The sequence below is a fragment of the Rhodobacter viridis genome, from assembly GCF_003217355.1.
In the GTDB taxonomy this organism is placed as follows: domain Bacteria; phylum Pseudomonadota; class Alphaproteobacteria; order Rhodobacterales; family Rhodobacteraceae; genus Rhodobacter; species Rhodobacter viridis.
Genome location: NZ_QJTK01000002.1, coordinates 129,930 through 154,715 on the forward strand (window position 1 = coordinate 129,930; position 24,786 = coordinate 154,715).

General features: G+C 63.1%; 16 protein-coding genes and 1 tRNA gene. 7 read left to right on the forward strand and 10 right to left on the reverse strand.

The annotated features are described in order from the left end of the window. A complete protein-coding gene (locus tag C8J30_RS03880; protein WP_245909702.1) occupies window positions 1-972 on the reverse strand; it encodes a sugar transporter in 972 nt (323 codons plus the stop codon). On the opposite strand from C8J30_RS03880, the gene C8J30_RS03885 reads away from it, so the two are divergent. The 5 genes from C8J30_RS03885 to C8J30_RS03905 all read left to right on the forward strand — a co-directional run bounded on the left by C8J30_RS03885 (window position 925) and on the right by C8J30_RS03905 (window position 9,915). After that, window positions 925-2,115 carry an ABC transporter permease gene (locus tag C8J30_RS03885; RefSeq protein WP_245909703.1) on the forward strand — a complete coding sequence of 397 codons (1,191 nt, stop codon included), beginning with the start codon at window positions 925-927 and terminating at the stop codon, window positions 2,113-2,115. The two genes, C8J30_RS03880 and C8J30_RS03885, sit on opposite strands and share 48 nt — an antisense overlap. A gap of 241 nt (window positions 2,116-2,356) precedes the next feature. Further along, complete coding sequence (locus C8J30_RS03890; RefSeq protein ID WP_146227857.1) at window positions 2,357-7,816, forward strand: glycoside hydrolase family 99-like domain-containing protein; 5,460 nt, start codon at window positions 2,357-2,359, stop codon at window positions 7,814-7,816. Further along, a complete protein-coding gene (locus C8J30_RS03895) occupies window positions 7,813-8,481 on the forward strand; it encodes a sulfotransferase (protein WP_110804422.1) in 669 nt (222 codons plus the stop codon). Before C8J30_RS03890 ends, C8J30_RS03895 begins: the two co-directional genes overlap by 4 nt. Window positions 8,482-8,492: 11 nt before the next feature. Beyond that, window positions 8,493-9,263, forward strand: coding sequence for a sulfotransferase family protein (locus C8J30_RS03900; RefSeq protein ID WP_110804423.1), 771 nt, complete (start codon window positions 8,493-8,495; stop codon window positions 9,261-9,263). 37 nt (window positions 9,264-9,300) lie between these two features. Then, complete coding sequence (locus C8J30_RS03905) at window positions 9,301-9,915, forward strand: hypothetical protein (RefSeq protein ID WP_110804424.1); 615 nt, start codon at window positions 9,301-9,303, stop codon at window positions 9,913-9,915. A gap of 25 nt (window positions 9,916-9,940) precedes the next feature. On the opposite strand, the gene C8J30_RS03910 is transcribed toward C8J30_RS03905, so the two are convergent. From C8J30_RS03910 to C8J30_RS03950, 9 genes are all read right to left on the reverse strand, one after another. Next, a complete protein-coding gene (locus C8J30_RS03910; protein WP_110804425.1) occupies window positions 9,941-10,924 on the reverse strand; it encodes an alginate O-acetyltransferase AlgX-related protein in 984 nt (327 codons plus the stop codon). 249 nt (window positions 10,925-11,173) lie between these two features. Further along, window positions 11,174-13,015 carry a M10 family metallopeptidase C-terminal domain-containing protein gene (locus C8J30_RS03915; protein ID WP_181420766.1) on the reverse strand — a complete coding sequence of 614 codons (1,842 nt, stop codon included), beginning with the start codon at window positions 13,013-13,015 and terminating at the stop codon, window positions 11,174-11,176. 35 nt (window positions 13,016-13,050) lie between these two features. Next, window positions 13,051-13,464: a hypothetical protein gene (locus tag C8J30_RS03920; RefSeq protein WP_110804427.1), complete on the reverse strand. Its 414-nt coding sequence runs from the start codon at window positions 13,462-13,464 to the stop codon at window positions 13,051-13,053. Window positions 13,465-13,547: 83 nt separating this feature from the next. Continuing rightward, window positions 13,548-14,297, reverse strand: a complete 750-nt coding sequence (gene mtgA / locus C8J30_RS03925) for a monofunctional biosynthetic peptidoglycan transglycosylase (RefSeq protein WP_110804428.1) — start codon at window positions 14,295-14,297, stop codon at window positions 13,548-13,550. A gap of 98 nt (window positions 14,298-14,395) precedes the next feature. Further along, entirely contained in the window at window positions 14,396-18,934 is a 4,539-nt protein-coding gene (gene gltB, locus C8J30_RS03930; RefSeq protein ID WP_110804429.1) for a glutamate synthase large subunit, read from the reverse strand. Continuing rightward, window positions 18,931-19,668, reverse strand: coding sequence for a hypothetical protein (locus C8J30_RS03935; RefSeq protein ID WP_110804430.1), 738 nt, complete (start codon window positions 19,666-19,668; stop codon window positions 18,931-18,933). Before C8J30_RS03935 ends, gltB begins: the two co-directional genes overlap by 4 nt. 26 nt (window positions 19,669-19,694) lie before the next feature. Beyond that, window positions 19,695-21,128, reverse strand: coding sequence for an NAD(P)-dependent oxidoreductase (locus C8J30_RS03940; protein WP_110804431.1), 1,434 nt, complete (start codon window positions 21,126-21,128; stop codon window positions 19,695-19,697). Window positions 21,129-21,345: 217 nt separating this feature from the next. Beyond that, complete coding sequence (locus tag C8J30_RS03945; RefSeq protein WP_110804432.1) at window positions 21,346-22,140, reverse strand: undecaprenyl-diphosphate phosphatase; 795 nt, start codon at window positions 22,138-22,140, stop codon at window positions 21,346-21,348. A gap of 2 nt (window positions 22,141-22,142) precedes the next feature. After that, window positions 22,143-23,126 (reverse strand): complex I NDUFA9 subunit family protein, encoded by a 984-nt coding sequence (locus C8J30_RS03950; protein ID WP_110804433.1) that lies wholly within the window; start codon window positions 23,124-23,126, stop codon window positions 22,143-22,145. 169 nt (window positions 23,127-23,295) lie between these two features. Here C8J30_RS03950 and C8J30_RS03955 point away from each other — a divergent pair. Beyond that, window positions 23,296-23,380 (forward strand) — tRNA-Leu (locus tag C8J30_RS03955). Between the two features lie 178 nt (window positions 23,381-23,558). Next, window positions 23,559-24,782 carry a methyltransferase domain-containing protein gene (locus tag C8J30_RS03960; protein ID WP_220033695.1) on the forward strand — a complete coding sequence of 408 codons (1,224 nt, stop codon included), beginning with the start codon at window positions 23,559-23,561 and terminating at the stop codon, window positions 24,780-24,782. The last annotated feature ends 4 nt before the right edge of the window (window positions 24,783-24,786 follow it).

Genomic DNA, 24,786 nt, shown 5'->3' on the forward strand with positions numbered 1-24,786 from the left:
TTAACGCCTGTCGCGCAGACTGTAGTAGACCAGAACGCAGATCGACCAGATCAGCGTCAGGAATACGCTCATCATCAGGGTGATCACGCCCCGCTCGGGATAGGTCGAAGCCTCGGCCAGCGACGGGGTCGTGTAGGTCGCCAGATACCGGCTTTGCCGCTGCGCCTGTGCATTGGCCGAGTCAAGCGAGGCCATCGCGGCCACATAGGCCGAGTTCGCATATTCCACATCGACCGAGAGGCGTTCGTATTCGGCCATCAGCGTCGGGTAATCTTCGTCCGACTCGACCTCCGGGCTCTCGGCCGTTCCCATGCCGAACTTGCTTTTTTCCTGCTCGATCAGGGTCTGGATCACATCGATGCGGCGGCGCGACTGCGAGATCCGCGGGTCATCGCCGGACGAGGTCTCAAGCGTCAGGTTCAGGTCGATATAGGCCTGTGCCAATTGCTGCTCGAGCGAGGTCAGAAGCCCCATCTGCCCCTGCACATCTGCGGCCGGATCGATGATCCGGGTCTTCGAGCGGAAGCGCGTGCGTTCCTCCCGCGCCTTCTTGAGCCGCTCGATGGCGATGCCCAGCTCTTCCTTGGCGTAGCGGGTGGCGTCTTCTCGGGCGATTGCCGACATTTCGTTGATCACCGCGGTCGATTCCGCCACGATTTCCTTCGAGATCGCCAGCGCATCCTCGCGGGTGAAGGCGCGGGTCTCGACCTCGATCAGGCCGCTGTTCGAGGCGTAGGAGACCTTGACCATGCTTTGCCAGTAATCGACCAGATCCTCGATCGTGCCATCGGTGTCATAGGAGAAGACCGGGTCGAAAGCGGGCCGCGAGAAGACCTTGGCAAGATCGATCTTGCGGTTGATGCGCTCGACAAGGGTCCGGCTCTGGACGAAGGCGTAGATGACCTCGGAATCGGACGAACTGGAATGCGTCAGCATCGAGAGGCCACCGAGCAGATCGCCGGCGGACCCCATGTCTTCGGAATGGACGGTGAAGCCGACCTTCGAAGCATATTCATCGGCAGCGATCAGGTAGAGATAGAGCACTCCCAGCGAAACCGGAGCCACGACACCAAGAAGGAAGCTGAGAAGCAGGATCTTGTGCCGAAACCTCGGTCGGGCACCGGCGGGGCTGCCAATCGTTTTCGTGACCTTTTTCACCGCGGCATTGGCCGCATCCGAGAGCTGCCTGTTAATCGCTCTTACTCCCGCCGCGCTATCGAAGTGCCGCCAGTCATGGTTATTTGTCTCTCGCATTGCAAGCTAAAAAGCACTAGCAAGCAGGCGGAGAACCCCGTGGGAGGCCCGTTTTACATGGAAAAAGGCGCAGTTTCCGTCCGCACCAACCGGGGCAGACTGATCGGCGCGCGCGCCGTCTTCGCGCTCATCCTGCGCGAGATGACGACGACTTACGGGAAGTCGGCAGGGGGCTATTTCTGGGCGATCGCCGAGCCGGTCGGCGCGATCCTTCTGCTGTCGGTGGTCTTTTCGCTGATCGTGCGCAATCCGCCGCTGGGGCAGAGCTTTCTGCTGTTCTATGCCAGCGGATTTCTGGCCCTGAGTTCCTACAACGCGATCTCGATCAACGTCGCGATGTCGATTCGCTTCTCCAAGGCGCTGCTGGCCTATCCAAGCGTCACCTATATCGATGCCATCGTCGCGCGGCTTTTGCTGACGACGCTCACGCAAATCCAGGTCTTCGCGATCGTCATCATCGGCGCCATCGAGATGCAGAACATGCAGATCAACATCGACTTCATCGCCCTTGCGCGCGCCTGGGGCATGATGATGGCGCTGGGAACCGCTGTCGGTCTGCTCAACTGCTATCTGATGACCACCTTTCCGGTCTGGCAGTCGATCTGGGCGATCATGAACCGGCCACTGTTTCTGGTCGCGGGCGTGCTGCATCTGGTCGACGAGCTGCCCGATACGATCCGGGACATCAGCCTGCTGCTGCCGCCCGCCCATTTCATCATGATGATGCGCAAAGGCATCTACGACACCTACGACGCCCCCTATGTTTCCGAGCTCTACGTCTACGGCGTCGCGCTGGTGATCGGGGCGATCGGGATGCTGTTGCTGCACCGCCACCACCGCGAAATTCTCTCAGAACGCTGAAACTCCCGGCAAAGCCTCGCGCATCTGCAGCGTAGGTCCGCCAACACACTTGACGACGCCCCTGCCCTGCTGGCACCGGTGCGGTGGCGACATGAAATGCTGCAAGGCCGAACTCCGTTAACATCAAAGGCAAAGCATGAAGAACATCGGGACAGAGACCGTCGGAAGCCCCTCGCTGCGTACCAAGGCATCCGCACCTGTCCAGGCGAGTGACGCGCGCCCCGCCCGCAAGCGCAAGCCCGTGACGTCGAAGCCGCTTTGCCTGCTGATCCTCGGCATGCATCGCTCGGGCACCAGCATGCTGACGCGGCTGCTGAACATCGCGGGCTATGCGCTGCCGGCAGACCTGATCGGCGCGACGAAAGACAACCCGACCGGGCATTGGGAGCCCACGGTCCTGAACAAGCTCAATCAGGAGTTTCTGGAGCGGATCGGCAGCGACTGGTCAGACTGGTCGCATTTGGACCTCGAAGCGCTGCCCGGCGATGTTCTGGCCGCCTATCGTTCGGATCTGCGCGCCTGGCTTCGCGCCGAAAAAGGAAATCGCTACAGCCTTGTGCTGAAGGAGCCCCGCGCCTGTCGTTTGGCGTTTCCGATCCTTGACGCGCTGGCAGACGAGGACTTCGAAACCCGCGTCATTATCCCCTATCGCAACCCGCTGGACGTGGCGCGATCGCTTGAGGTGCGCGATCAGATCCCGCTGCGCCGGGGCGTGCTGATCTGGATGCGGCATGTGCTTGACGCGGAAGTCTTCAGCCGTGGCCTCCGGCGCAGCTTCGTCGATTACGCGCAACTGATGCAGGATTGGGCGATCGAGGCGGAGCGGCTCAGCCGGGACCTCGGGCTTGACCGGCTCGCCCGCATCGACGAGATCGCCGAAGAGGCGGATTCCTTCATTTCCGACGAACATCGGCACCATTCGGGCGATATCGGCACTCTTGAGGTGATCGACTATACCGCCGGGATGGCGCTGACGATCTATCGCGCCCTGGCCGATCTCTGCGCCGATCCGAACAACGCCGAGGTGATGGCGACCTTCGACCAGCTGCGTCTGCAGCTTGACGAGATCGAGCATTTGACGCTGCCCACCCAGCGCGACACCGACCGTCTGCTGATGGAGGTGCAAACTGCCCTGAGGGCGCTCGAGGTCGAACATGTCGATCTCAAGTCCCGCTACGACGAGATGAGCCGAAATGTCGGCGGCATTTGGGAACTGCACGACACGATCGCAGACCTCAACAAGAAGAACGAGAGTTACATCTCGGACTTGACGGCGCGGCTTGCCGATCGCGAGGAAGCGGTACACCTGCGCAGCGAGGAACTGACGCGGGCGCAGATTGCGCTGAACGAAAAGATACACGAAATCAATGAGCTGAACGCCCGCCTGACAGAGTTGACTCATGCGGGTCAGATGCTGCAGCAGCGGCTCGACGAAACGGCGAAGCGGCTCGACGAAAGCTATGCGGAACGCGCGCTTTTCGATCAGGCGATGCAGGGCCGCATCACCCAGCTCGACGGACAACTGAGCGAAGCCTGGGAGAGACTGCAGACGAGCAACGAGGCGCGCAACCGCGCCGAGGGCGAGCGGCTGCAGCTGGAACAGGACCTGCGGCTGCGGTTGGTCGATCTCGAAACGAAGCTGAACGCGAGCCGCGCCGAAATCGAGCGGCACCGGGCCGAACACGACGACATGTTTGCACGCCTGAGCGCTGCAGAGATGCAGTTGAGCGAAAGCCGCGCCCAACTCGAGCGGCAGGCCGCAGAGCTGGCCGAGACCTCCGGGGCATTGGAAGCCGAACGTGATGCACGGCGCGACATCGAGATCCGGCTGACAGAAACCACTGCGCAGCTGGGCGACGTCTCGGGTCAGCTGATCGAAAGCCGGCAGGCCCTGACGGACACCACGACGCAGCTGAACGAAAGCCGGCAGGCGTTCACGACTGTGACCAGCCAGCTTGCCGACCGCAACCTTCGGCTCGATCAGACCGTGGCGGACCGCGCCGAGATCGTGCAGCAGCTTCAGGCCCGGGCGGGAGAGCTGGCGCATGTGCAGGCATTGCTGCAGGACCGCGACCGGCAACTGGGCACCGAACGCGATCAGGCGCAGGCGCAGATGCAGGCGTTGCTGCAGGACCACGACCGGCAACTGAGCGCCGAGCGCGATCAGGCGCAGGCGCAGATGCAGGCGCTTTACCTCCATATCGCGCATCTCGACCGGGTCATCGCCGCGCATGAAACGACGATCTCCGCGCTGCGCTCGAGCACGTCCTGGCGCATCACCGCGCCGATGCGTGTGGTGATGACCGGGACGCGATGGGTCAAGCGCGGCAGCCGACGCTCGGCCTCGGTGACGGCCCGGTTCGTCTGGCATCACTTCCCGCTGCCGTGGTCGCGCAAACTGCAGTTCAAGGACAAGGTCCTGAGCAAAATCGGCTTCCTGCTTGGTGGAACGCATTTCTACCATGCCTGGCAGGAGGCGAAGCGCGACCGCGAAGTGGCCGCAGAACAGCTGCAGGCGATCCAGCGGCAGCAGGCGCAACATCTGCGTCCCGCGCAACCGCAGCCGCCCGCCGAAGTCGCCCCGGAGCCCCCGGAAGCCGCGATGGAGCCGGTGGCCGTCGAACAGGTGCTGATCGCCGAGACGAACACCTTCGTCGCCCGCCGCCCGACTACCGATCTGACCAATCCGAAAGCGCGGCTGATCGCCTTTTATCTGCCGCAGTTCCATCCGATCCCGGAAAATGACGCCTGGTGGGGCAAGGGCTTCACCGAATGGACGAATGTCGGCCCGGCACAGCCGCAATTCCCCGGTCATTATCAGCCGCACGAGCCGGTGCCCGAGCTGGGTCAGTATGACCTGCTCGACACCGATGTGCAGCGCAAGCAGATCGCGCTCGCCAAGCTCTACGGCATCGGCGGCTTCTGCTTCTACTGGTACTGGTTCGGCGGCAAGCGGCTTTTGGAGAAGCCGGTGCGCAACTGGCTCGACACGCCCGATCTCGATTTCCCCTTCTGCATCTGCTGGGCGAACGAGAACTGGTCGCGGCGCTGGGACGGGCTGGATCAGGAGTTGCTGATCTCGCAAAACCACAGCCCCGAGGATGATCTGGCCTTCATCGCCGAGCTGGCGCCCTATCTGCGCGATCCGCGGTACATCCGCATCGATGGCAAACCGCTGATCCTGCTTTATCGTCCCAGCCTGATGCCGAATGTCGTCGAAACCTCGGCGCGCTGGCGCGACTGGTGCCGTCAGAACGGCATCGGCGAGATCTATCTGGCCTATCCGCAAAGCTTCGAGACGGTCGATCCGGCGCAATACGGGTTCGACGCAGCGGTGGAATTCCCGCCCAACAACTATTCGCCCGACAATCTGACCAGCCGCGTTCCGGGTCTTGCCTCCGATTTCGGCGGCATCGTCTATGACTGGCGGTCCTACGTCACGCGTTCGCGCAATTATCCGATGCCGGACTACAAGCTTTACCGCTCGGTCTGCCCATCCTGGGACAACACGGCCCGGCGCAAGAACAAGGGCGCGATCTTTGCCAATTCGAACCCGGCCGACTATCGGGTCTGGCTTGAAAACGCCGTCACCCGGACGCTCGCCGATGCCCGCACTCCGGACGAGCGGGTGATCTTCGTCAATGCCTGGAACGAATGGGCCGAGGGCGCGCATCTCGAGCCCGACACGAAATACGGCTATGCCTATCTCGATGCCTCGCGGGCGGCGCTGAACCCGGCCGAAGTGCCGCGCACGGTGACGCTGGTCGGCCATGACGCGCATCCGCACGGGGCGCAGATCCTGCTTCTGAACCTGGCGCGCAGCTATGCGCAGAACGGGCTGAAGGTGCAGATCGTGCTGTTGCAAGGCGGGCAGCTGGTCACCGAATATGCCCGTCATGCGCAGGTGATCATGCTTGATGATCCGGCCTTCGCGGGCGAGAACACCACCCCGCTGTTGCGCAGCCTGCGGGCCGAGGATGGGCAGGTGGCGATCGTCAATACCACGGTCAGCGCCGATATCCTGCCGATGCTGCGCGACGCCGGCTATCGCACCATCTCGCTGATCCACGAGATGAAATCGGTCTACGACCAGATGAACCTGCGGCGACAGATGACCCTGGTCGCCGATCACGCCGATCGCATCGTCTTCCCGGCGCCGCTGGTACAGACACAGTTCGAGACCTATCTGGGCCGCGAACTGCCTCAGGCCATGGTGCGCCCGCAGGGGCTTTACCTGCACGAGCTTGCCTCTTCGGCCGAGCTGGCCGCCGAACGCGCCCGGCTGCGCGCCGAACTGGGCATCGACGCGGAGACCACCGTGCTTCTCGGGGTCGGCTATGTCGATCACCGCAAGGGGGGCGATCTGTTCGTGCGCACGCTGGCAGCGCTGCGCGGCGTCGGGCGCAAGGTGCAGGGCATCTGGATCGGCCATGGCGACATCCACTTCCAACCGCAGGTCGAGGCTCTTGCCCGCGAGTTGGGCGTAGCCGAGCACATGCGTTTCCTTGGTCGGCAACAGAACCCGATCCCGTTCTATGCCGCCTCGGACGTGTTCCTGCTGTCCTCGCGCGAGGATCCCTTCCCCTCGGTCGTGCTCGAGGCGATGGCGGCGGGCCTGCCCTGCGTGATGTTCGGCGGCACCACCGGCTGCGAGCTGCTGGCCCAGCGCGGTCTGGCGATTGCCGTGACGGGCACGGACCCGGTCGGAATGGCCCACGCGGTGGAAAGCCTGATCGACCACCCCGAGCGGCGCGGTCAGATGGTGGCGGCGGCGCGCGACTACATCGAGGCCGAGGCCGATTTCACCAAATACACGCTGGATCTGCTGGGGCTCTCGGGGCGGCATGTGCCGCGGGTGTCGGTGATCGTGCCGAACTACAATTACGGCCGTTACATCGAGGACCGCCTGAACACGGTTCTGGCGCAGGATTTCCCGATCTACGAAATCATCGTGCTGGATGACCGCTCGAGTGACGACAGCCTTGATCGCATCCGCGCCTTTGCCGCGCGCTGCGACCGGCCGATCCGCATTGTCCCGAACGAGACCAATTCGGGCAATGTGTTCCGGCAATGGATCAAGGGGCTCGAGCTCGCGCATGGCGATTACATCTGGATCGCCGAGGCCGACGATCTGGCCCTGCCCGATTTCCTGACCACGGCGATGCGCGGCTTCGAAAAACCGGGCACGGTGCTGTCCTATACGGATTCGGCGCAGATCGACGAGAATGGCACGCCGCTGGCGCCGAACTATCGCTATTACACCGACAAGATCAGCCCGACGCATTGGGCGCAGAACTACTGCCGCGACGGCGCCGAGGAGATTTCCGAGGTGCTGTATCTGAAGAACACGATTCCGAATGTCTCGGGCGTGGTGATGGCGGCAAAGGCGCTGCAAGCGGTTCTGGCCGAGCATCGGAGCGAGCTTGAATCTGTGCGCTTCGTCGGCGACTGGCTGGTTTATCTGTGGCTTCTCGAGCATGGCGGCATCGCCTTCAACACCGCCTCGAAGAACATCCACCGGCGCCATCAGAACAGCGTCACCATTTCGAACTTCGACGCCAAGCAGCTGGCCGAGATCGAAGCCGTTCAGCGCGACGTGCTGGCGCGCCACGGGCTGGGCAGCGCGCAAAAACAAAGAGCCGAGGACTATGTCACGGAGCTTGCCGTGCAATTCGGCCTGAAAGGAAAGACGAAAGCATGAATTTCGACCACGCCTTCATCATCACCTATGGTCGCTCGGGCTCGACCCTGCTGCAGGGCCTCCTGAACACCATTCCCGGCGCCGAGATCCGCGGCGAGAACGCCAACCTGCTGTTCTTCATCTACAAGATCTCCGAAGGCCTGCAGATCTGCAAACGCCAGAAGGCGGCGGCGACGGATTCCACCCATCCGTGGTTCGGCGCCGATCGCATTCCGTTCGACACCTACCACCGCGACACGCTCGATCTGTTCAAGCGCGACGTGCTGGCCCCGCGCGAGGGGCGCAGCCTGATCGGCTTCAAGGAAATCCGCTTTCAGATCCCCTATCCGCAGCTGGCGGGATACATTGATTACCTGCGCGCGAATTTCTCGCGCACGGCGATCATCTTCAACACCCGCGCGCTGGATGCGGTGATCGAGAGCAACCGCAAGGCCAAGCATTTCGTCGTCGAAGACAAGGTCCGCGAAGCCGATGCGAACTTCCGCCGTCTGGCCGAAGAGCGTCCGGATCATTGCTACCGGGTGCATTACGACGATTACACCGCCGATCCCGAAGCGCTGCGCGGCCTGTTCGACTTCCTTGGCGCCCCCTTCGATATGGAGCGGATCCAGGAAACGATGGCGCAAACGCATTCGGTGCGCACCAGCACCGTGTCAACGAACTGAACGGGCCGATCATGAACCAGACCGTCAACCGGCCCGACATTTTCATCATCGGCACGATGAAGGGCGGCACCACCGCAGCCCATCGCATCCTGACCGCGCATCCGGACGTCCATTCCGGCACGCAAAAGGAAATCCACTACTTCTCGCTGCATTACGCGCAGGGCGAGGACTGGTATCACCGCCATTTCGAGGGTCTGCCGGCAGGGCAGCACTATGTCGACGCCAGCCCGACCTATTTCGACACGGCGAATACGCTGCTGATCCCGCGGCTGATCGATCACTATGCACCGCAAGGCAAACTGATCCTGATCACCCGCAACCCGATCGAACGGGCGATTTCGCACTTCCATCACCTGCGCAAGGTCAACAAGGTTGCGCCCCTGCTCGAGATGGATGCGGATGCGTTCCTGTCCCGCGATCTCGGTCGGATGCTCGCGGGGACTGGCGTGATCCCGATGCACTTCATGAACGTGATCAATTTCAGCCTCTATCAGGCCAAGGCCGAACGCTTCCGCCGGACCTTCGGAGATCGGCTTCTGGTGCTCGACAACAGCCAGCTGCGCAACGATCCGCAAGGCACGGTGCGACGGATGTTCGAACATGTGGGTGTCGATCCGATCTGGGAGGACGGCTTCGTCGAGATCAAGCACAGCCACCAGACCGAGCTGGCCGACATCTCGCGCAAGACCTTCGACCGGCTCAGCCACATCCTGCGCCCCGATTACGAAGCATTCTGCCAGAAATACGATATCCACTTCAGTTGGCCAACGCCCGACGAATGACGAGGCACCGAACCGCTAGAAAGGACAGGAATTTGCAATGATCATCGGACCGGACTTTATCTGGCTGCATGTGCCCAAGTGCGGCGGGACTTCGATTGAACGGACGCTGCGGCAGGCCTTCGCCCATCGCAAGGATATCCATTTCGACGTCAAGGATATCAAGAACACCGACGCGAACGGACGGGTGCTTTGGCACCACACGATCCCGATGCGGCAGGAACATGACAGCACCTTCGACCCCGCGGGCAAGAAGGTGGTGGCGGCGATCCGTCGTCTGCCTGCCTGGCTGCTGAGCCGCGTGCACTATGAGGTCAACCGCACCAAAGGCGCGGTCTGTCCGAAGCGCGAACAGCTTCTGCGCGGTGAATTTCTTGAACGGAACGGCGCGTTGAATTCGGTCGAAAACGTCATGCGCCGTTTCAACCGTCCGACTGTGGACGAGTGGGTCCGCGTCGAGAACATGGAAGAAGATCTCAAGCGGATCTTTGCCCTGCCGGACCTGAAGCTGATCCATGCCAACGAGGGCAAGATCGAATACGTCCGCAACCTGTCGTTCTGGTTCACGCCCGAAGAACTGCGGGAGCTTTACGCCGCAAACCCGACCTGGGCGAGCATCGAGCGCCGCGTTTACGGCAAGCTTTTGGGCGAGTGACAAGGGGGCAGGATTGCCCCCTTCCTCATGCCGGATCGACCGTAAAATCGTCGGTGGGCAGCCGGTTGACGAAACGCTCGGCGATTTCGGTGATCACGATATCGGGGTTCAACGCCTCGATGAACCCCCAGTCAAGGCTGGTCGACCAGACGAAATGAACGTCGCGGAACGTCTCTGACAGCATCGCTGTCAGCAGATGTCCGCGGAATTCGCAAAAGGAATCGCCAAAGACCACGACCCGTTTCTGGATCGCCTGCGGCTGGGCATTATGGTTGTGCACCATGCAGCCGACAAAGGCCGGCGCCCCCTTGGCGAGGCCCTCGCGTTCATTGTAGCGGACCATCTCGTTTTCGCGTTGCCGCTTCGACTGGCGCAGCACCCGACCGAAACGGGCATGTTCGAGCACCGGCGGAGACAGCTTCCCGCCAAGATCGAGCGTCATCTCGCGTCCGGCGCCGGGGCGGGCCTTGCTCAAATCGCAGGGCGTCACGCCAAGGCTTTCGCACAGCCGAAGATAGCCGACCTGACAGCCTTCGAACGTCCAGTGGCTGTCCGTCTTGAAGAAGAACACATCCGATCCCACCGCCTCGCCACCGCCGCGTTCGACGCGCTCGGCCCAGTTGCCACGTTCCCCGCGCAAATCCGGCAGGATGTCGACATAGGCCGCGTCGCCCGAAAGCGCGCGGGAAAATTGTGCCGTCGGATGGCCGCCATAATGCGGCAGGGTGACAGGCAGATATTGCGGATAGACGGAGATCTTGTCGGGCACGACGAGGTGACGATACTCGGCCCCCATCCGGGCGCACCGCTCCGACCGGCCCTTCAGCAGCGCGGCCCAGCCTGCGACTTGTGGCGCCGCAAAGAACTCGGGCTCGGTATAATAGCGATGCACTTCGTTCGAGCCATCCCAAAGGAAAAGCCAGCCATCCCGCCCCTTGAGAATGCCATTTGTCACCGGAAGATCCGCGTGATCCGTTGCACCGGAAAGAGGGGGGGCAAAATCGCTCATCTGTCAGCTTTCCTTATGGTCCTGGTCCAGGCAGCCTTGAAAATCAGGACAAATGCGACCCGAAAGGTCTCGTTCCTACAGAATGCCCGGAACGTGATCTTCCGTACCGAACATTCCCAGCAGACTGCGCGGCCCATCTTCGGGGGCACAATGACATCTCGGCCGAGCCGAGACAAGGCGAAGGAGAAACGGCAGGCGGTTCTCCCGCCTGCCGCGCATCGTCTCGTCTTGCAACCTGCGCGCGCCGCCTCAGGCGATCACCAGGAAGTCCGCGTTCGTCATGGCCAGATGGTCGTCGAGCGTCGCGACAAGGACGCGCGTGGCGCCCCCCTGGCCATCCACATCATACCAGACCTTGCCGGTGTCGGTTTCGTAGATGATCCGGTCCGACGCATCGGCAGCAAGCCCCGTGGTGTTCGAGGTGAAGGCACTCGCCGCCAGCGTTCCCGTGCTCGCAATGCCGGTGAAGAACGAGCGGTCAAGGCGGATCGTGTCATCGACCACGACGAAATCGGTGATGACATCGGCATTGCCCGCCGTCGCCGCCGCGTTGAACAGGAATGCGTCCTGGCCAGCGCCACCGACCAGCCTGTCCACACCGATCCCGCCAATCAGGAGGTCATTGCCATTGCCACCGATGAGGCTGTCGGCCCCGGCATCTCCCCGCAGCGAGTCGGCACCGGCGCCACCATCCAGCGTGTCATTGCCCGCCGCGCCCTGAAGCGTGTCGTTGCCCGCGCCGGATTGCAAATTGTTGGCTACAGCGTTGCCGACGATCTTGTCTTTGCCGCCGCCGGTGATGCCGTTCTCGATCACGGCGCCGATGGCGATGGCAAGGTTGCCCACCAGGCCGAGCATGTCGGAGAAGGTGCCGGCAACGAGGCTGAGCGACTGAGCGACGTTGGAGAAGCTGTAATCGATGGTATCGCGCCCGCCCGAATCCCAGATCGTGATCGCGACCGCCGACCCGGTGTAGGTCGACGAGCTGCCTGCGACCATACTGTCAAACAGGGTTTCCAGATACCCGCCCGCGTTGGAATTCTTGCCGTAGATCGTGTTCCCCGAAGAGCGGGTCGAGGCCCCGTACATCGACTGGATCGCGACGATATCGACCATCATCGCCGTCATGTCATGGGCGAAGGAAGCGCCGGTGGTCCAGTTTTGCTCCTGGTCGAAATAGGACATGATCGACAGCTGCCAGCTGTCATTTCCCCAATCGGCATCGGTCGGGAAGTCTGCGGTCCCATTGTAATAGCTTTGATGGCCCAGACCCAGCGCATGGCCGATCTCGTGGATGTAGGTCTGGAAGCTGTAGCTGTCCATCGACTTGCCGTAATCGCTCAGCCAATCCGTGCCGACGTTGACCGACGAACTGTTGATGGTGGTGCCCGTCGTGTCGGAACTTGTATAGGCACTGCCAGTCGCGTCGGGAAGGTCATCGAATTCGATATCGGCCGCGCCCGTCGTTTCCTGGAAGGTCACATTGGCGACGGCCGACCAGGCCTGCAACGCCCAGCGCGCCAGCGTTTGCCCGGCGGTCGTGAGGTTGTGCAGATCGACGGTGATGACATTGCTGACCGAGGTGTCGAAACTGCGCGCCTGCTCGCCCCCCGCTTCCCAATAGCCGTTCACCAGATAATCGACCAGTTGGTTGATCGTGCCATCGGCCGGAACCGATGGCGTCGCAACCTCGATCGCGGTCATCTGATAGGAGCCGGTAAGCGAGTCACTGGCTTCGCTGGCCTCGATATAGTAATAGCCCGAAGTCGAGACGGTATAGGTGATCTGGGAATCGAGCCAATTGTAATCGTCGTTCGTCGCCACGATCGTGCCGGACGGGTTGAAGACCTGCAGCCAGGAATCCCCCAGCGTTATGCCGTTCACGTTGAACTGATAGCTGTGGCCCGCGGTCAGATAGATCCGCACGGCGTCGTAGTCGCCCGCATAGCCGATGACGCCGCTGAACGTGTCACCCACCGACATCGTATAGGTGCTCGAGGTGCCATGTCCTGCATCTGTTGTTTCGGTGATCACCTGATAAACAGGGGCATTCACCGCGTCCCTTGCAGGCTCGCTGATACGTGACGTCATCAGTTCATTCCTTTCCATAATTCTTCCGCCGCGCCTTATCTGGCGCCGGGGCTTTCGGCCCAGAGGGTTTCAAAAAACCAGGTAATCATCCGCTCATTCAAGTCGCGATCCATGACAGTCAAGACCCTGGTCTCGCCTCGTTGCCAGTCCTGGGCCGGCTGCCGCCACTCCAGATGGACGGCAAGCGCGTCCTTTTTGATCTCCTCGACGTTCAGCCGAACGGCGATCATCGTTTCGGGATGCATTTCCGCATCGACCATCTGAACCGCATGATCGGGCCGTCCCGCCGCGATCACGTCCCGCATCAGCGCACAGACTTTCGCCACCTCTGCGGTTTGCGGCAGGCAGCTCAGGGTGAGACCAGGGTCATCACTGCCCTGGACGGGGGCAAGGCCTGCACCCATCATCACAAGAACCCTCCCGAATGCGATCAGAGGCATCACCACCATGTCCCCAGACTACCGCCGGGACCACCGGCTGTCCATCAGGTTGCCCGAAGGCGCTTCTGCGCGCGGCAAACGCGCCTTCGGCCTCAGCGCGAGAAACAATCGGCGCGGCCGTCGACCTTTATCGTCTCGGCACCATCCGCGATCTGATTGGCTCGGCGTGACACATAGCGCGAGGGCCGGGCGGCATTGCGGTCCTTGGGATCGGGCAGCACCGCGGCCAGAAGCGCCGCCTGCCGCGGCGAGAGTTTCGCCGGGGTGGTGCGGAAATAATGGAAGGCTGCCGCATTGACGCCAAAGACGCCCTCGCCGAATTCCGCGACGTTGAGATAGACCTCAAGGATGCGCCGCTTCGTCCAGACCGCCTCGACCGCCGGGGTCAGAAGCGCCTCGAGCGCCTTGCGCACCCAGCTGCGGCCCTGCCACAGGAAGACGTTCTTCGTCACCTGCTGCGACAGCGTCGAGGCCCCGCGATTGGCGCCCTTGTCGATCGCCTGCCGGATCGCCCCCATGTCGAAGCCCCAATGGGTGCAGAAATTCGCATCCTCGGCCGCGACGACAGACCGGGCCATCACCGGCGCGATATCCTCGAAATCGGTCCATTCCTGATCGAGCTTGCCCAGCCGCTGCTTCTCGCTCCACATCGTCAGGGTCGTCGGCGGATCGACGACATCATAAAGCACGATCAGCGCCAGATAGGCCGCCAGAATCCCCAGCCCGATCCGCGCCGCCCAGGCCCCGGCAAGGCGCAGCGGCGCGCGCACAACGCTCCCGAGCGAGGCGGCCCGCCCCGGGGGAATCGTCGCTTTGATCGGGGTTTTCTTGCGCGGCGCCATTGCGCCATCTGTCATGCCGGGGGCAGCCCGGTCAAGCCGCGGCGGAACGCGAAGGGGCGGGGTCACCCGACCCCGCCCCCCGTTGATCTCGCGCCCGATCACTCGGCCGGAACCGCTTTCGGTTCATCCGACAGCGGATGCGGCAGATGCACCAGCATTTCCTTCGGGCAGACCTGCAGGAAGTTCGCCCGCTCGGCCTGCCAGTTCGACAGGATCGCCTTGGCCTTGACCGAGCCGGTCTCGGCCGCGTGCCGCTCGATCAGGCCCTTGAGGCTCGCCTCCCAATGCGGGTGGCCCAGACCACAGGTCACGAGGCTTTCGAGGTTCATGTAATCCTCGGCCACGTTGTCCGGGTCGTAAAGGTAGGCCATGCCGCCGGTCATGCCCGCGCCGAAGTTGGCGCCGATCCGGCCAAGGATCACCGCAACACCGCCGGTCATGTATTCGCAGCCGTTCGAGCCACAGCCCTCGACCACCACCTTGGCGCCCGAGTTGCGGACGGCAAAGCGCTCACCCGCCCGGCCCGCCGCGAACAGGTAACCATCGGTCGCACCGTACAGCACGGTGTTGCCGATGATCGTGTTCTCGGCCGCGGTCAGCGGCGAGGACATCGGCGGGCGCACGACGATGATGCCGCCCGAGAGCCCCTTGCCCACATAGTCGTTGGCATCGCCCGAGACCTCCAGCTTCAGCCCCTGCGCCGCGAACGCGCCGAGCGACTGCCCGCAAGATCCGGTCAGCTTCACCGTCAGATGGTCGGGTTGCAGCGCGTTGCGCATCCCGAAGTTCTTGACGATATGGCTCGAAGCCCGCGTCCCGATGGTGCGCAGCGTGTTGCGCACGGCATAGGAGAGCTGCATCTTCTCGCCGTCCTCGAAGAAGCGGTGACCATCCTTGATGATCTCGGCATCGAGCGTATCGGGCACGAAGTTGCGCGGTTTCGAGCGGTCGTAGACGATCTTGTCCCAGCCATCGACGGTGATCAGCAGCGGGTTCAGGTCGAGGTCGTCAAGGTGCGCCGAACCGCGGTTCACCTGCGTCAGCAGATCCGCCCGGCCGATGATTTCATCCATCGAGCGCGCGCCGATCGAGGCCAGCAGTTCCCGCACTTCCTGCGCGTAGAAGGTGATCAGGTTCACCACTTTGTCCGCCGTGCCGGTGAATTTGGCGCGCAGTTTCGGGTCCTGCGTGCACACGCCCACCGGGCAGGTGTTCGACTGGCACTGACGCACCATGATGCAGCCCATCGCGATCAGCGCCGCGGTGCCGATGCCGTATTCCTCGGCCCCCATCATCGCCGCCATGACGATGTCGCGGCCGGTGCGCAGACCGCCATCGGTGCGCAGCGTCACCCGCTCGCGCAGGTTGTTCATGGCGAGCACTTGATGCGCCTCGGTCAGACCCATCTCCCACGGCAGACCGGCGTATTTGATCGAGGTGGCAGGCGAGGCCCCGGTGCCGCCATTGTGGCCCGAGATCAGGATGATGTCGGCTTTCGCCTTCGCCACCCCGGCCGCGATCGTGCCGACGCCCGACGAGGCCACCAGCTTCACCGTCACCTTGGCGCGCGGGTTGATCTGCTTGAGGTCATAGATCAGCTGCGCGAGGTCTTCGATCGAGTAGATGTCATGGTGCGGCGGCGGCGAGATCAGCGTCACGCCCTTGGTCGAGTGCCGCAGACGCGCGATGAGTTCGGTCACCTTCATGCCCGGAAGCTGGCCACCCTCGCCGGGTTTCGCCCCTTGGGCCACCTTGATCTCGAGCTCTTCGCAGGCGTTCAGGTATTCGGCGGTGACGCCAAAGCGACCCGAGGCCACCTGCTTGATCTTCGCCGACGGGTTGTCGCCGTTCGGCTCGGGCACGAAATGCGCCGGGTCTTCGCCGCCTTCGCCGCTGTCAGACTTGGCGCCGATGCGGTTCATCGCGACGTTCAGAAGCTTGTGCGCCTCGGGCGAGAGCGCGCCCAGCGACATCCCCGGCGTCACGAAGCGCTTGCGGATCGCGGTGATGCTTTCGACTTCCTCGATCGGCACCGGACGGCCCAGCGGCTTGATGTCGAGCAGGTCACGGATGTGGATCGGCGGATTGGCCCGCATCGTCGCGGAATACTGCTTCCACAGATCGAAGCTCGAGCGCTCGCAGGCCGATTGCAGCATGTGCATGGTCTGCGCTTCCCAGGCGTGTTTCTCGCCCGATTTCCGCGCCTTGTAGAAGCCGCCGATCGGCAGCACGTCCTGACCGCCGAGCCAGCCCTTGCCATGCACCTGCTCCAGCTTGTGCTGGATGCCGTGCAGACCGATCCCCGAGATGCGGCTTTGCATGCCCGGGAAATATTCGGCGACCATCGCACGCGACAGGCCCACGGCTTCGAAGTTCAGACCGCCGCGGTAAGACGAGATGATCGAGATCCCCATCTTCGACATGATCTTCAAAAGCCCCGCGTCGATCGCATCGCGATAGCGGCGCAGCGCATCTTCGAGCGTGCCTTCCAGCAGGCCGCGTTCGATCCGGTCGGCAATGCTGTCTTGCGCCAGATAGGGGTTCACCGTCGTCGCCCCCGCGCCGATCAGCACGGCGAAGTAATGGCTGTCGATGCATTCGGCCGAACGCACGTTGATCGAGGTGAAGGTCCGCAGGCCCTTGCGGGTCAGCCACGAATGCACCGCCGAGGTGGCAAGGATCATCGGCATCGCGACCTTCGACGGGCTTTGATGCTCGTCGGTCAGCACAAGATGCGACGCGCCCGAGCGCACGGCATCCTCGGCCTCGGCACGGATGCGTTCCAGCCCCTCGCGCAGGGCTTCCTGATCGGCGCCCGCCGGGAAGGTGCAGTCGATCTGCGCCACTTTCGCGCCGAAGGTCTTCATCATCACGTTGAATTCGGTGTTCGCGATGAAGGGGCTTTCGAGGATCCAGATATCGGTCTGCGAGCCGTCCTCATCCAGCACGTTCTTCAGGTTGCCAAAGCGCGTCTTCAGCGACATCACCCGGCTTTCGCGCAGGGAGTCGATCGGCGGGTTGGTGACCTGCGAGAAGTTCTGCCGGAAGAAATGGCTCAGCGGCCGGTATTGCTTCGAGAGAACCGCAGGCGGGGTGTCGTCGCCCATCGAGGCGATGGCTTCCTTGCCGTCCTCGGCCATCGGCGCGAGGATGTTTTCCAGCTCTTCCACCGAATAACCCGCCGCAATCTGGCGCTTGCGCAGCTCGGCGCCGGTGTAGACGGCTTTCTCCGGCACGTCGCGCAGGATGGCGTTCAGATCCACCACCTTCTCGACCCATTCGCCGAAGGGCTGGCTGTTCGCCAGACGGTTCTTGATGTCCTTGTCGTGGTAAAGCTTGCCCTCGCGCATGTCGACGGCGATCATTTGCCCCGGCCCGAGCGCGCCTTTTTCGCGGACGTTCATCTCGTCAACGGGCACCATCCCGGCTTCCGAGCCGGCAATCAGCATGCCGTCGCCCGTCACAACATAGCGCATCGGGCGCAGGCCGTTGCGGTCAAGCCCGCCGCAGACCCAGCGGCCATCGGTCATCGCCAGGGCGGCCGGACCGTCCCAGGGTTCCATCACCGAGTTGCAATAGGCATACATGTGCTGCCAGGCCTTCGGCATGTCGGTCGTGGCTTTCGACCAGGCTTCCGGCACCAGCATGGTTTTCGTCATCGGCGCCGAGCGGCCCGAGCGCACCATCACTTCGAAGACCGCATCAAGCGCACCCGAATCCGACACACCGGCCGGGATGATCGGCTTGATATCCTCGGCCGCGTCGCCAAAGGCGGTCGAGGCCATGCGGATCTCGTGGCTCTTCATCCAGTTGATGTTGCCCTTGATCGTGTTGATCTCGCCGTTATGGGCGAGCATGCGGAAGGGCTGCGCCAGCCACCATTGCGGGAAGGTGTTGGTCGAATAGCGCTGGTGATAGATCGCGAAGGCCGATTCAAAGCGGTCGTCCTTCAGGTCCGGGTAGAATTCGGCCACCTGTTCGGCCAGCATCATGCCCTTGTAGATGATCGAGCGGGTCGAGAACGAACACAGATAAAGGCCCGCGATCTGCGCGGCGATCGCGGCTTTCTCGATCCGGCGACGGATCACGTAAAGCTCGCGTTCAAAGGTCTCGTCGTCGATGTCCTTTTCGCAGCGGATCAGGATCTGTTCGATCTCGGGACGGGTCGCATTGGCTTTCTCGCCCAGAACCGAGGTGTTCACCGGAACGTGGCGCCAACCGTAGATGTAGTGCCCCATCCGCAGCACTTCGGATTCGACGATCGTGCGGCAGCGTTCCTGCGCGCCGAAATCGGTGCGCGGCAGGAAGATCTGGCCGACGGCGACGCGTTTCTCCATGTCCGGCTCGTGGCCGGTGCGGCGGATCTGGTCGTAGAAGAAGGGCACCGGGATCTGCACATGGATGCCCGCGCCGTCGCCGGTCTTGCCGTCGGCATCGACCGCGCCGCGGTGCCAGATCGCCTTCAGCGCGTCGATGCCCGAGGCCACGACCTTGCGGCTGGCCTTGCCATCCAGCGCCACCACAAGCCCGACGCCGCAGGACGAATGCTCGTCCTCGGTCTTGTAGAGCGAATGTTCGTCCATCCACTTGCGCTTGGCTTCCTCGGCGGCAACCCAGGCTTCGTCGTAGTTCGTCATCTCAAGGCCTCCTTCGAGGGATGGTCAAGCGACAGATCGGTCATCATCATGTCGCAGTCATATTGCGGCTTGGCGGCGGCGAAATCGTCGTCACCGGGAAAGGCGAAGGTCACCGGCGCTTCGAAGCTTGTGGCCTTGTCGCCGTAGGAATTCTCGTAGCTTTCGGTATCGGCAAAGAAGACGCGCATCTGGCGGCTGATGAACTGCTGCCCCTTGCGGGTGGCAACCGTGTTGCCCGCCTCGTCCTCGATCGTCATTTCGAAGCTGCAGCGTTCGAGCGGAACCCCGTCGATCACCGTGCCTTCGCCGCCAAGCTGGTCATAGCCCTTGAAGCGCTGCACGATGCCCGAGCTGCTGCGGGTGACGAAGTCGTAATCGTCCCGGCCCTGAGCCAGAAGCGTGCTGAACGAGGCATTGTCCTTCGACCCGGCCACATCCAGCTTTTCGACCTCGCCGTCCTTCAGGCTGACCGATTCCACCCAGCGGGTTTCGGCATCGGTATGGCTGACGAAGAACTCGCCCTCGCCATCGGCGAAGGACACCCATTGATCACCCGGAGCATCCCCCGCGCAGGTGTAGTAATTGGCCACCTGACAGGAATGCAGCTGCACCGTGGTGTTCAGCGTGCAGCCGGGCGGCGGGGTGAATTTGGGCTCCGCAGCCGCGGGAAGGGCGGTGAAAAGCCCCCCGATCGCGGCCAGAATGCCCCCAAGACCTGCCCAATGCCGAAGCATGGCTCTGCCCTTTCGCGGATTGCGGATCACTCGGCGGCGACGCGACCGGCGCCGTCGAGGTATTTCACGATCTCGGCCCCGGCCTCGCGGCCATCGCGGATCGCCCAGACGACGAGCGAGGCCCCACGCACGATGTCGCCCACGGCATAGACGCCGGGAAGGCTGGTGACATGGGTGCCGAAGCTGGCCTTGACGGTGCCCCAGCGCGTGGTTTCCAGCGCCGAGACATTCCACATCGCGGGCAGGTCTTCGGGCTCGAAGCCAAGCGCGGTGATCACCAGATCGGCCGGTTCCTCGTAGATGCCGCCCTCGATCGGCTCGGGGCTTTGACGGCCCGAGGCATCCGGGGCGCCCAGACGCATGCGCTGCACGGTGACGCTGTCGACCGGATTGCCCGAGAACGCCTTCGGCGCCGAAAGCCAGACGAATTCCGCGCCTTCTTCCTCGGCGTTGGTCACTTCGCGCTGGCTGCCCGGCATGTTGGCCCGGTCGCGGCGATAGAGGCATTTGACCGAGGTCGCGCCCTGCCGAATGGCCGTGCGGACGCAGTCCATCGCGGTGTCGCCGCCGCCGATCACCAGCACGCGCTTGCCCGTGGCGTTCAGCGTGCCATCGTCAAATTCGGCCACGTCATCGCCGAAGCTCTTCTTGTTCGAGGCGGTCAGATAGTCGATCGCGCGGACGATGCCCTTGGCGTCGGCGCCCGGATCGGTCAGGGCGCGGGTCTTGTAGACGCCGGTCGCGATCAGCACCGCATCATGCTTGCCGCGGATCGCGTCAAAGGAAATGTCGGTACCGACATTGCAGTTCAGCACGAAATCGACGCCGCCCTGTTCCAGCTGTTGCACGCGGCTCATCACCACCTCCTTTTCCAGCTTGAAGCCGGGGATGCCATAGGTCAGCAGCCCGCCCGCGCGGTCGTTGCGATCATAGACGGTGACCTGCACCCCCGCCCGGCGCAGCACGTCGGCCGCGGCAAGGCCTCCCGGACCGGCGCCGATGATGCCGACCGATTCCGGCCGCTCGATGGCCGGGGCAATCGCCTTGACCCAGCCGCGTTCCCAAGCGGTGTCGGTGATGTATTTCTCGATCGCGCCGATGGTGACGGTGCCGTGGCCCGAGTTCTCGATGACGCAGTTGCCTTCGCACAGGCGGTCCTGCGGGCAGATACGGCCGCAGATTTCCGGGAAGGAGTTCGTCGACTGGCTGACCTGATAGGCCTCTTCCAGACGGCCCTCGGCGGTCAGCCGCAGCCAATCGGGGATGTTGTTGTTCAGCGGGCAATGGCTGTGGCAGTAGGGCACGCCGCATTGGCTGCACCGGCTGGCCTGCTCGGCCGCTTTCGCATCGGCGAATTCGGCGTAGATCTCGTCGAAGTCATGGGTGCGCGCGGTGGCATCGCGTTTTTCCGGCGTCTCTTTCGCCGTCGTGACGAATTTGAGCATGCGTTGCTGAGCCATGGCTGCGCCTCCCACTGGGGTCAATTCGGGAGGTCTTGTTACACCCGGTCCAATCAAAATAAAAGTCAGCAATTATGACCTTAAATGGGGATTTATCGTCGCAATGCCCCACAGGGAGAGGTTTGGGGTGAAATAATAGGGCAGCTCAACTTACCTATCGTGAAAAACCGATAACGATCTTGTGCGGAAAGGGGGTGATTCGGTTCTTTTGGAATGCTCAGACCAGAGCGCCCGCGGCGCCCAGCGCCAGCAGCACCCCGCCAAAGATGATGCGGTAGATCGCGAAGTAGGTGAAGCGATGCGACTGGATATAGGTCAGCAGCCATTTCACCGCGACAAAGGCGGTCACGGTCGAAACAGCAAAGCCGATACCCAGCGCCGTCCAGTCCTCGGCCGGGGCACCCCCCTTGAGCTGCTTGAGCAACTCGTAGCCGGTGGCGGCATACATCGTCGGAATGCCGACGAGAAAGGCGAATTCGGTGGCGGCGGCGCGGTTCGTCGCGCCCATCAGCATGGCGACAAAGATCGTCGCGCCCGAGCGCGAGGTGCCCGGAAACACCCCGGCGATGATCTGCGCGAGGCCGACCGCAATCGCCACGCGCAGGGTGATGAAGTCATTGTCCGGTTTCTTGCCCGCCAGCCACTCGGCCGCGATCATCCAGAAACCGCCCAGCACCAGCGCCCAGGCGATCGGCATCACGGTTTCGGGCAACTCGACGCCAAGCTTCTTCACCACCAGCCCCAGAACGGCGGTGATGACGAAGGCCAGCATCAGCTTGATCAGGTAATCGCGGTTTTCCGCCTCACCAAGGCCAAGAAAGATCCCGGTGACGCGGCGCCAGTAGATCAGCGTCACGGCCAGGATCGCTCCGGCCTGAATCGCGATGTTGTAAGTCTCCGACCTTGCGCCCAGCCATTGCTCGGCCAGCAGCAGATGCCCGGTGGAGGAGATCGGCAGGAACTCCGTGATCCCTTCGATCACCCCCAGAACGACATCGGCCAGATAGGACAAGATTACACCTTCCTGAGGTTCTTCGCAGACGCCTGAATCGCCTCATACTGCCCATGCGGGCGGAAGCGCCAGAGGTAATCGGGCAGAACCGCCGCCATCGGCGTCGGCGTGATGCCAAGATCGGCGAAAGTCTTAGCCGTCTTGCCCACCACATTGTGACGGCCAAGGTTCTTCAGCTGATCGGTGGTCAGGATGCGGTTGGTCAGCAGACCGCCGGTCAGCCATTGCACGGTGTCCCCGATCGCCGCGGTGGTGCGGGCTACGACCTGCGGCAGGCCGACGACGAAATTCTTCCGGCCGATCACCTTCAGCATCAGCTTCATGATGTCTTCGAAGGTTTCGACATCGGGGCCGCCCAGTTCATAGACGCCCTCGGCCTCGCCGAGGATCCCGTGCACCGCGGCGGCGGCAACGTCATCGACATAGACCGGCTGGAATTTCGTCAGCGGCGCGGTGATCGGCAAGAGCGGACCGAACTTCGCCATCGCGGCGAAGCGGTTGAAGAAGCCGTCCTCGGGCCCGAAGATCACCGAAGGACGCAGGATCACCGCCTTCGGGAAGGCTTTCAGCACCGCCAGCTCGCCCCAGCCCTTGGTGCGGGAATAGGCGCTGTCCGATTCGTTGTCGGCGCCGATCGCCGAGATATGCACGAGACGCTTGACCCCTTGTTCGGCCGCGATGCGGGCGATGCGCCCGGCGCCATCGGCCTGCACGTCCATGAAAGTGTTGCGGCCTTCGTTCACCAGAATGCCGACGCAGTTCACCACCGCATCCGCGCCCTGCATCGCCGCGCGCACCGAGGCATCGTCGCGGATGTTGCAGAAGAAGGGTTCGACCTGCCCCACGGCACCGTAGGGTTTGACGAAAAGCGCCTCGTTCGGGCGGCGCACGGCGACGCGGACGCGCCAGCCTTCTTTCGCCATGCGTCGGGCAATGTAACGCCCGACGAATCCCGAACCGCCATAGATGGTGACAAGCTTCGACATCGCTTCCGTCCTCATTGCATACCGTTGTGCACTGATTTAGCCGCAAGGCCCCGGTCAAACAAGCCCCGCGTGGCAGGAGGGTAGAGCATCTGACATGTCGGTCAAATTTTTCTTGCGACGCCCTGTTGACACTCCCGAACTGCCCGGCTAAACCCCGCCTCACGACATCGCCCAGATGGCGGAATTGGTAGACGCGCTGGTTTCAGGTACCAGTGCCGCAAGGCGTGGAGGTTCGAGTCCTCTTCTGGGCACCAATACTCAAAAGGCCCCGCGGTCATCAGACTGCGGGGCCTTTTGGTTTTCGCACCCGGGACGAAAAACGCGGCTGGCACTGCCGCGCCAAGATGTTAGCTTGCCCGCGGTCGCCCAAGGGTGGCGCACGACTGGCGAAGCAGCCCCGAGGAGGAAAAGCCAAGCATGCATCCGGCGTCGATGGAAAATATGAAGCGCTGCGTCGACTGGTATCTGCCCGAGGGCGATCTGCATGTGATCGATCTGGGCGCCTCCGACGTGAACGGCTCCTATCGGCAGCTGATGCCCGCGCGCGTCCGTTACACCGGGTTCGATCTTGCCCCCGGACCGGGTGTCGATGTCGTGCTGGATGACCCCTATAGCCTGCCGCTGCCCGATGCCTCGGTCGATCTGGTGCTGTCGGGCCAGATGATCGAGCATTGCGCGCATTTCTGGCGCGTCTTCACCGCGATCAGCCGGGTGCTGAAACCGGGTGGGCTGGCCTTCATCAATGCGCCTTCGGCCGGGCCGATCCATCGCTATCCGGTTGATTGCTATCGCTTCTACCCGGACGCCTATCAGGCGCTGGCCGATTGGGCGGGGCTGCGGCTGGTGCATTGCTGGCGCGACGAGCGCGGCCCCTGGTGCGATCTGCTCGGCGTGTTCCAGAAGGGCGGCGATCTGCAGCCGCTGACCGCGCCGCCGAAGCTTGCCGCCTCGATCCTGCGCGAAGTGGTCCATCCCGAACCGGCCGCCGAAATCACGAAGGGCGCCCGCCCCTATCTCGAGGTCCTGGCCGACCTGCATGAGCTGGTCAAACCCGGGCTTTACGCCGAGATCGGCGTGCGGCGCGGCAACAGCCTCCGGCTGGCCCGCTGCGAGGCGGTGGCCGTCGACCCCGAGCCGGCGCTGAGCGAAGCGCTGCCCGACCGGGTGACGTTGCATGACTGCGCCAGCGACGATTTCTTCTTCTTCCACGGCGCCGAAGCCTATCCGCGGCCGCCCGATCTGGCCTTCATCGATGGCATGCACCTGCTGGAATTCGCGCTGCGCGATTTCATGAACGTGGAACGGCTGATGCGGCGCAAGGGCGTGATCGTGATCGACGACGTGCTGCCCAACCATCCGGTGCAGGCCGAGCGCGATCGGCAATCCCGGGTCTGGTGCGGTGATGTCTGGCGGATCGTTCCGCTGCTGCGCAAGCATCGCCCCGATCTGAAGCTGACACTCTTCGACACCGCGCCGACCGGGCTTCTGGTGATCACCCGGCTTGCGCCCGCCAACAAGGTGCTCTGGAACGGCTACAACCGGATCTTGCGCGATCTCGCTGCGGAGGATGCGACGCTGCCACCCGAGGTGCTTGACCGCTCCGAAGCGCTGGAACCGACGCGCGCGGCGCTGGCTGCCGCGATTTCGCAGGAGTGAGGCC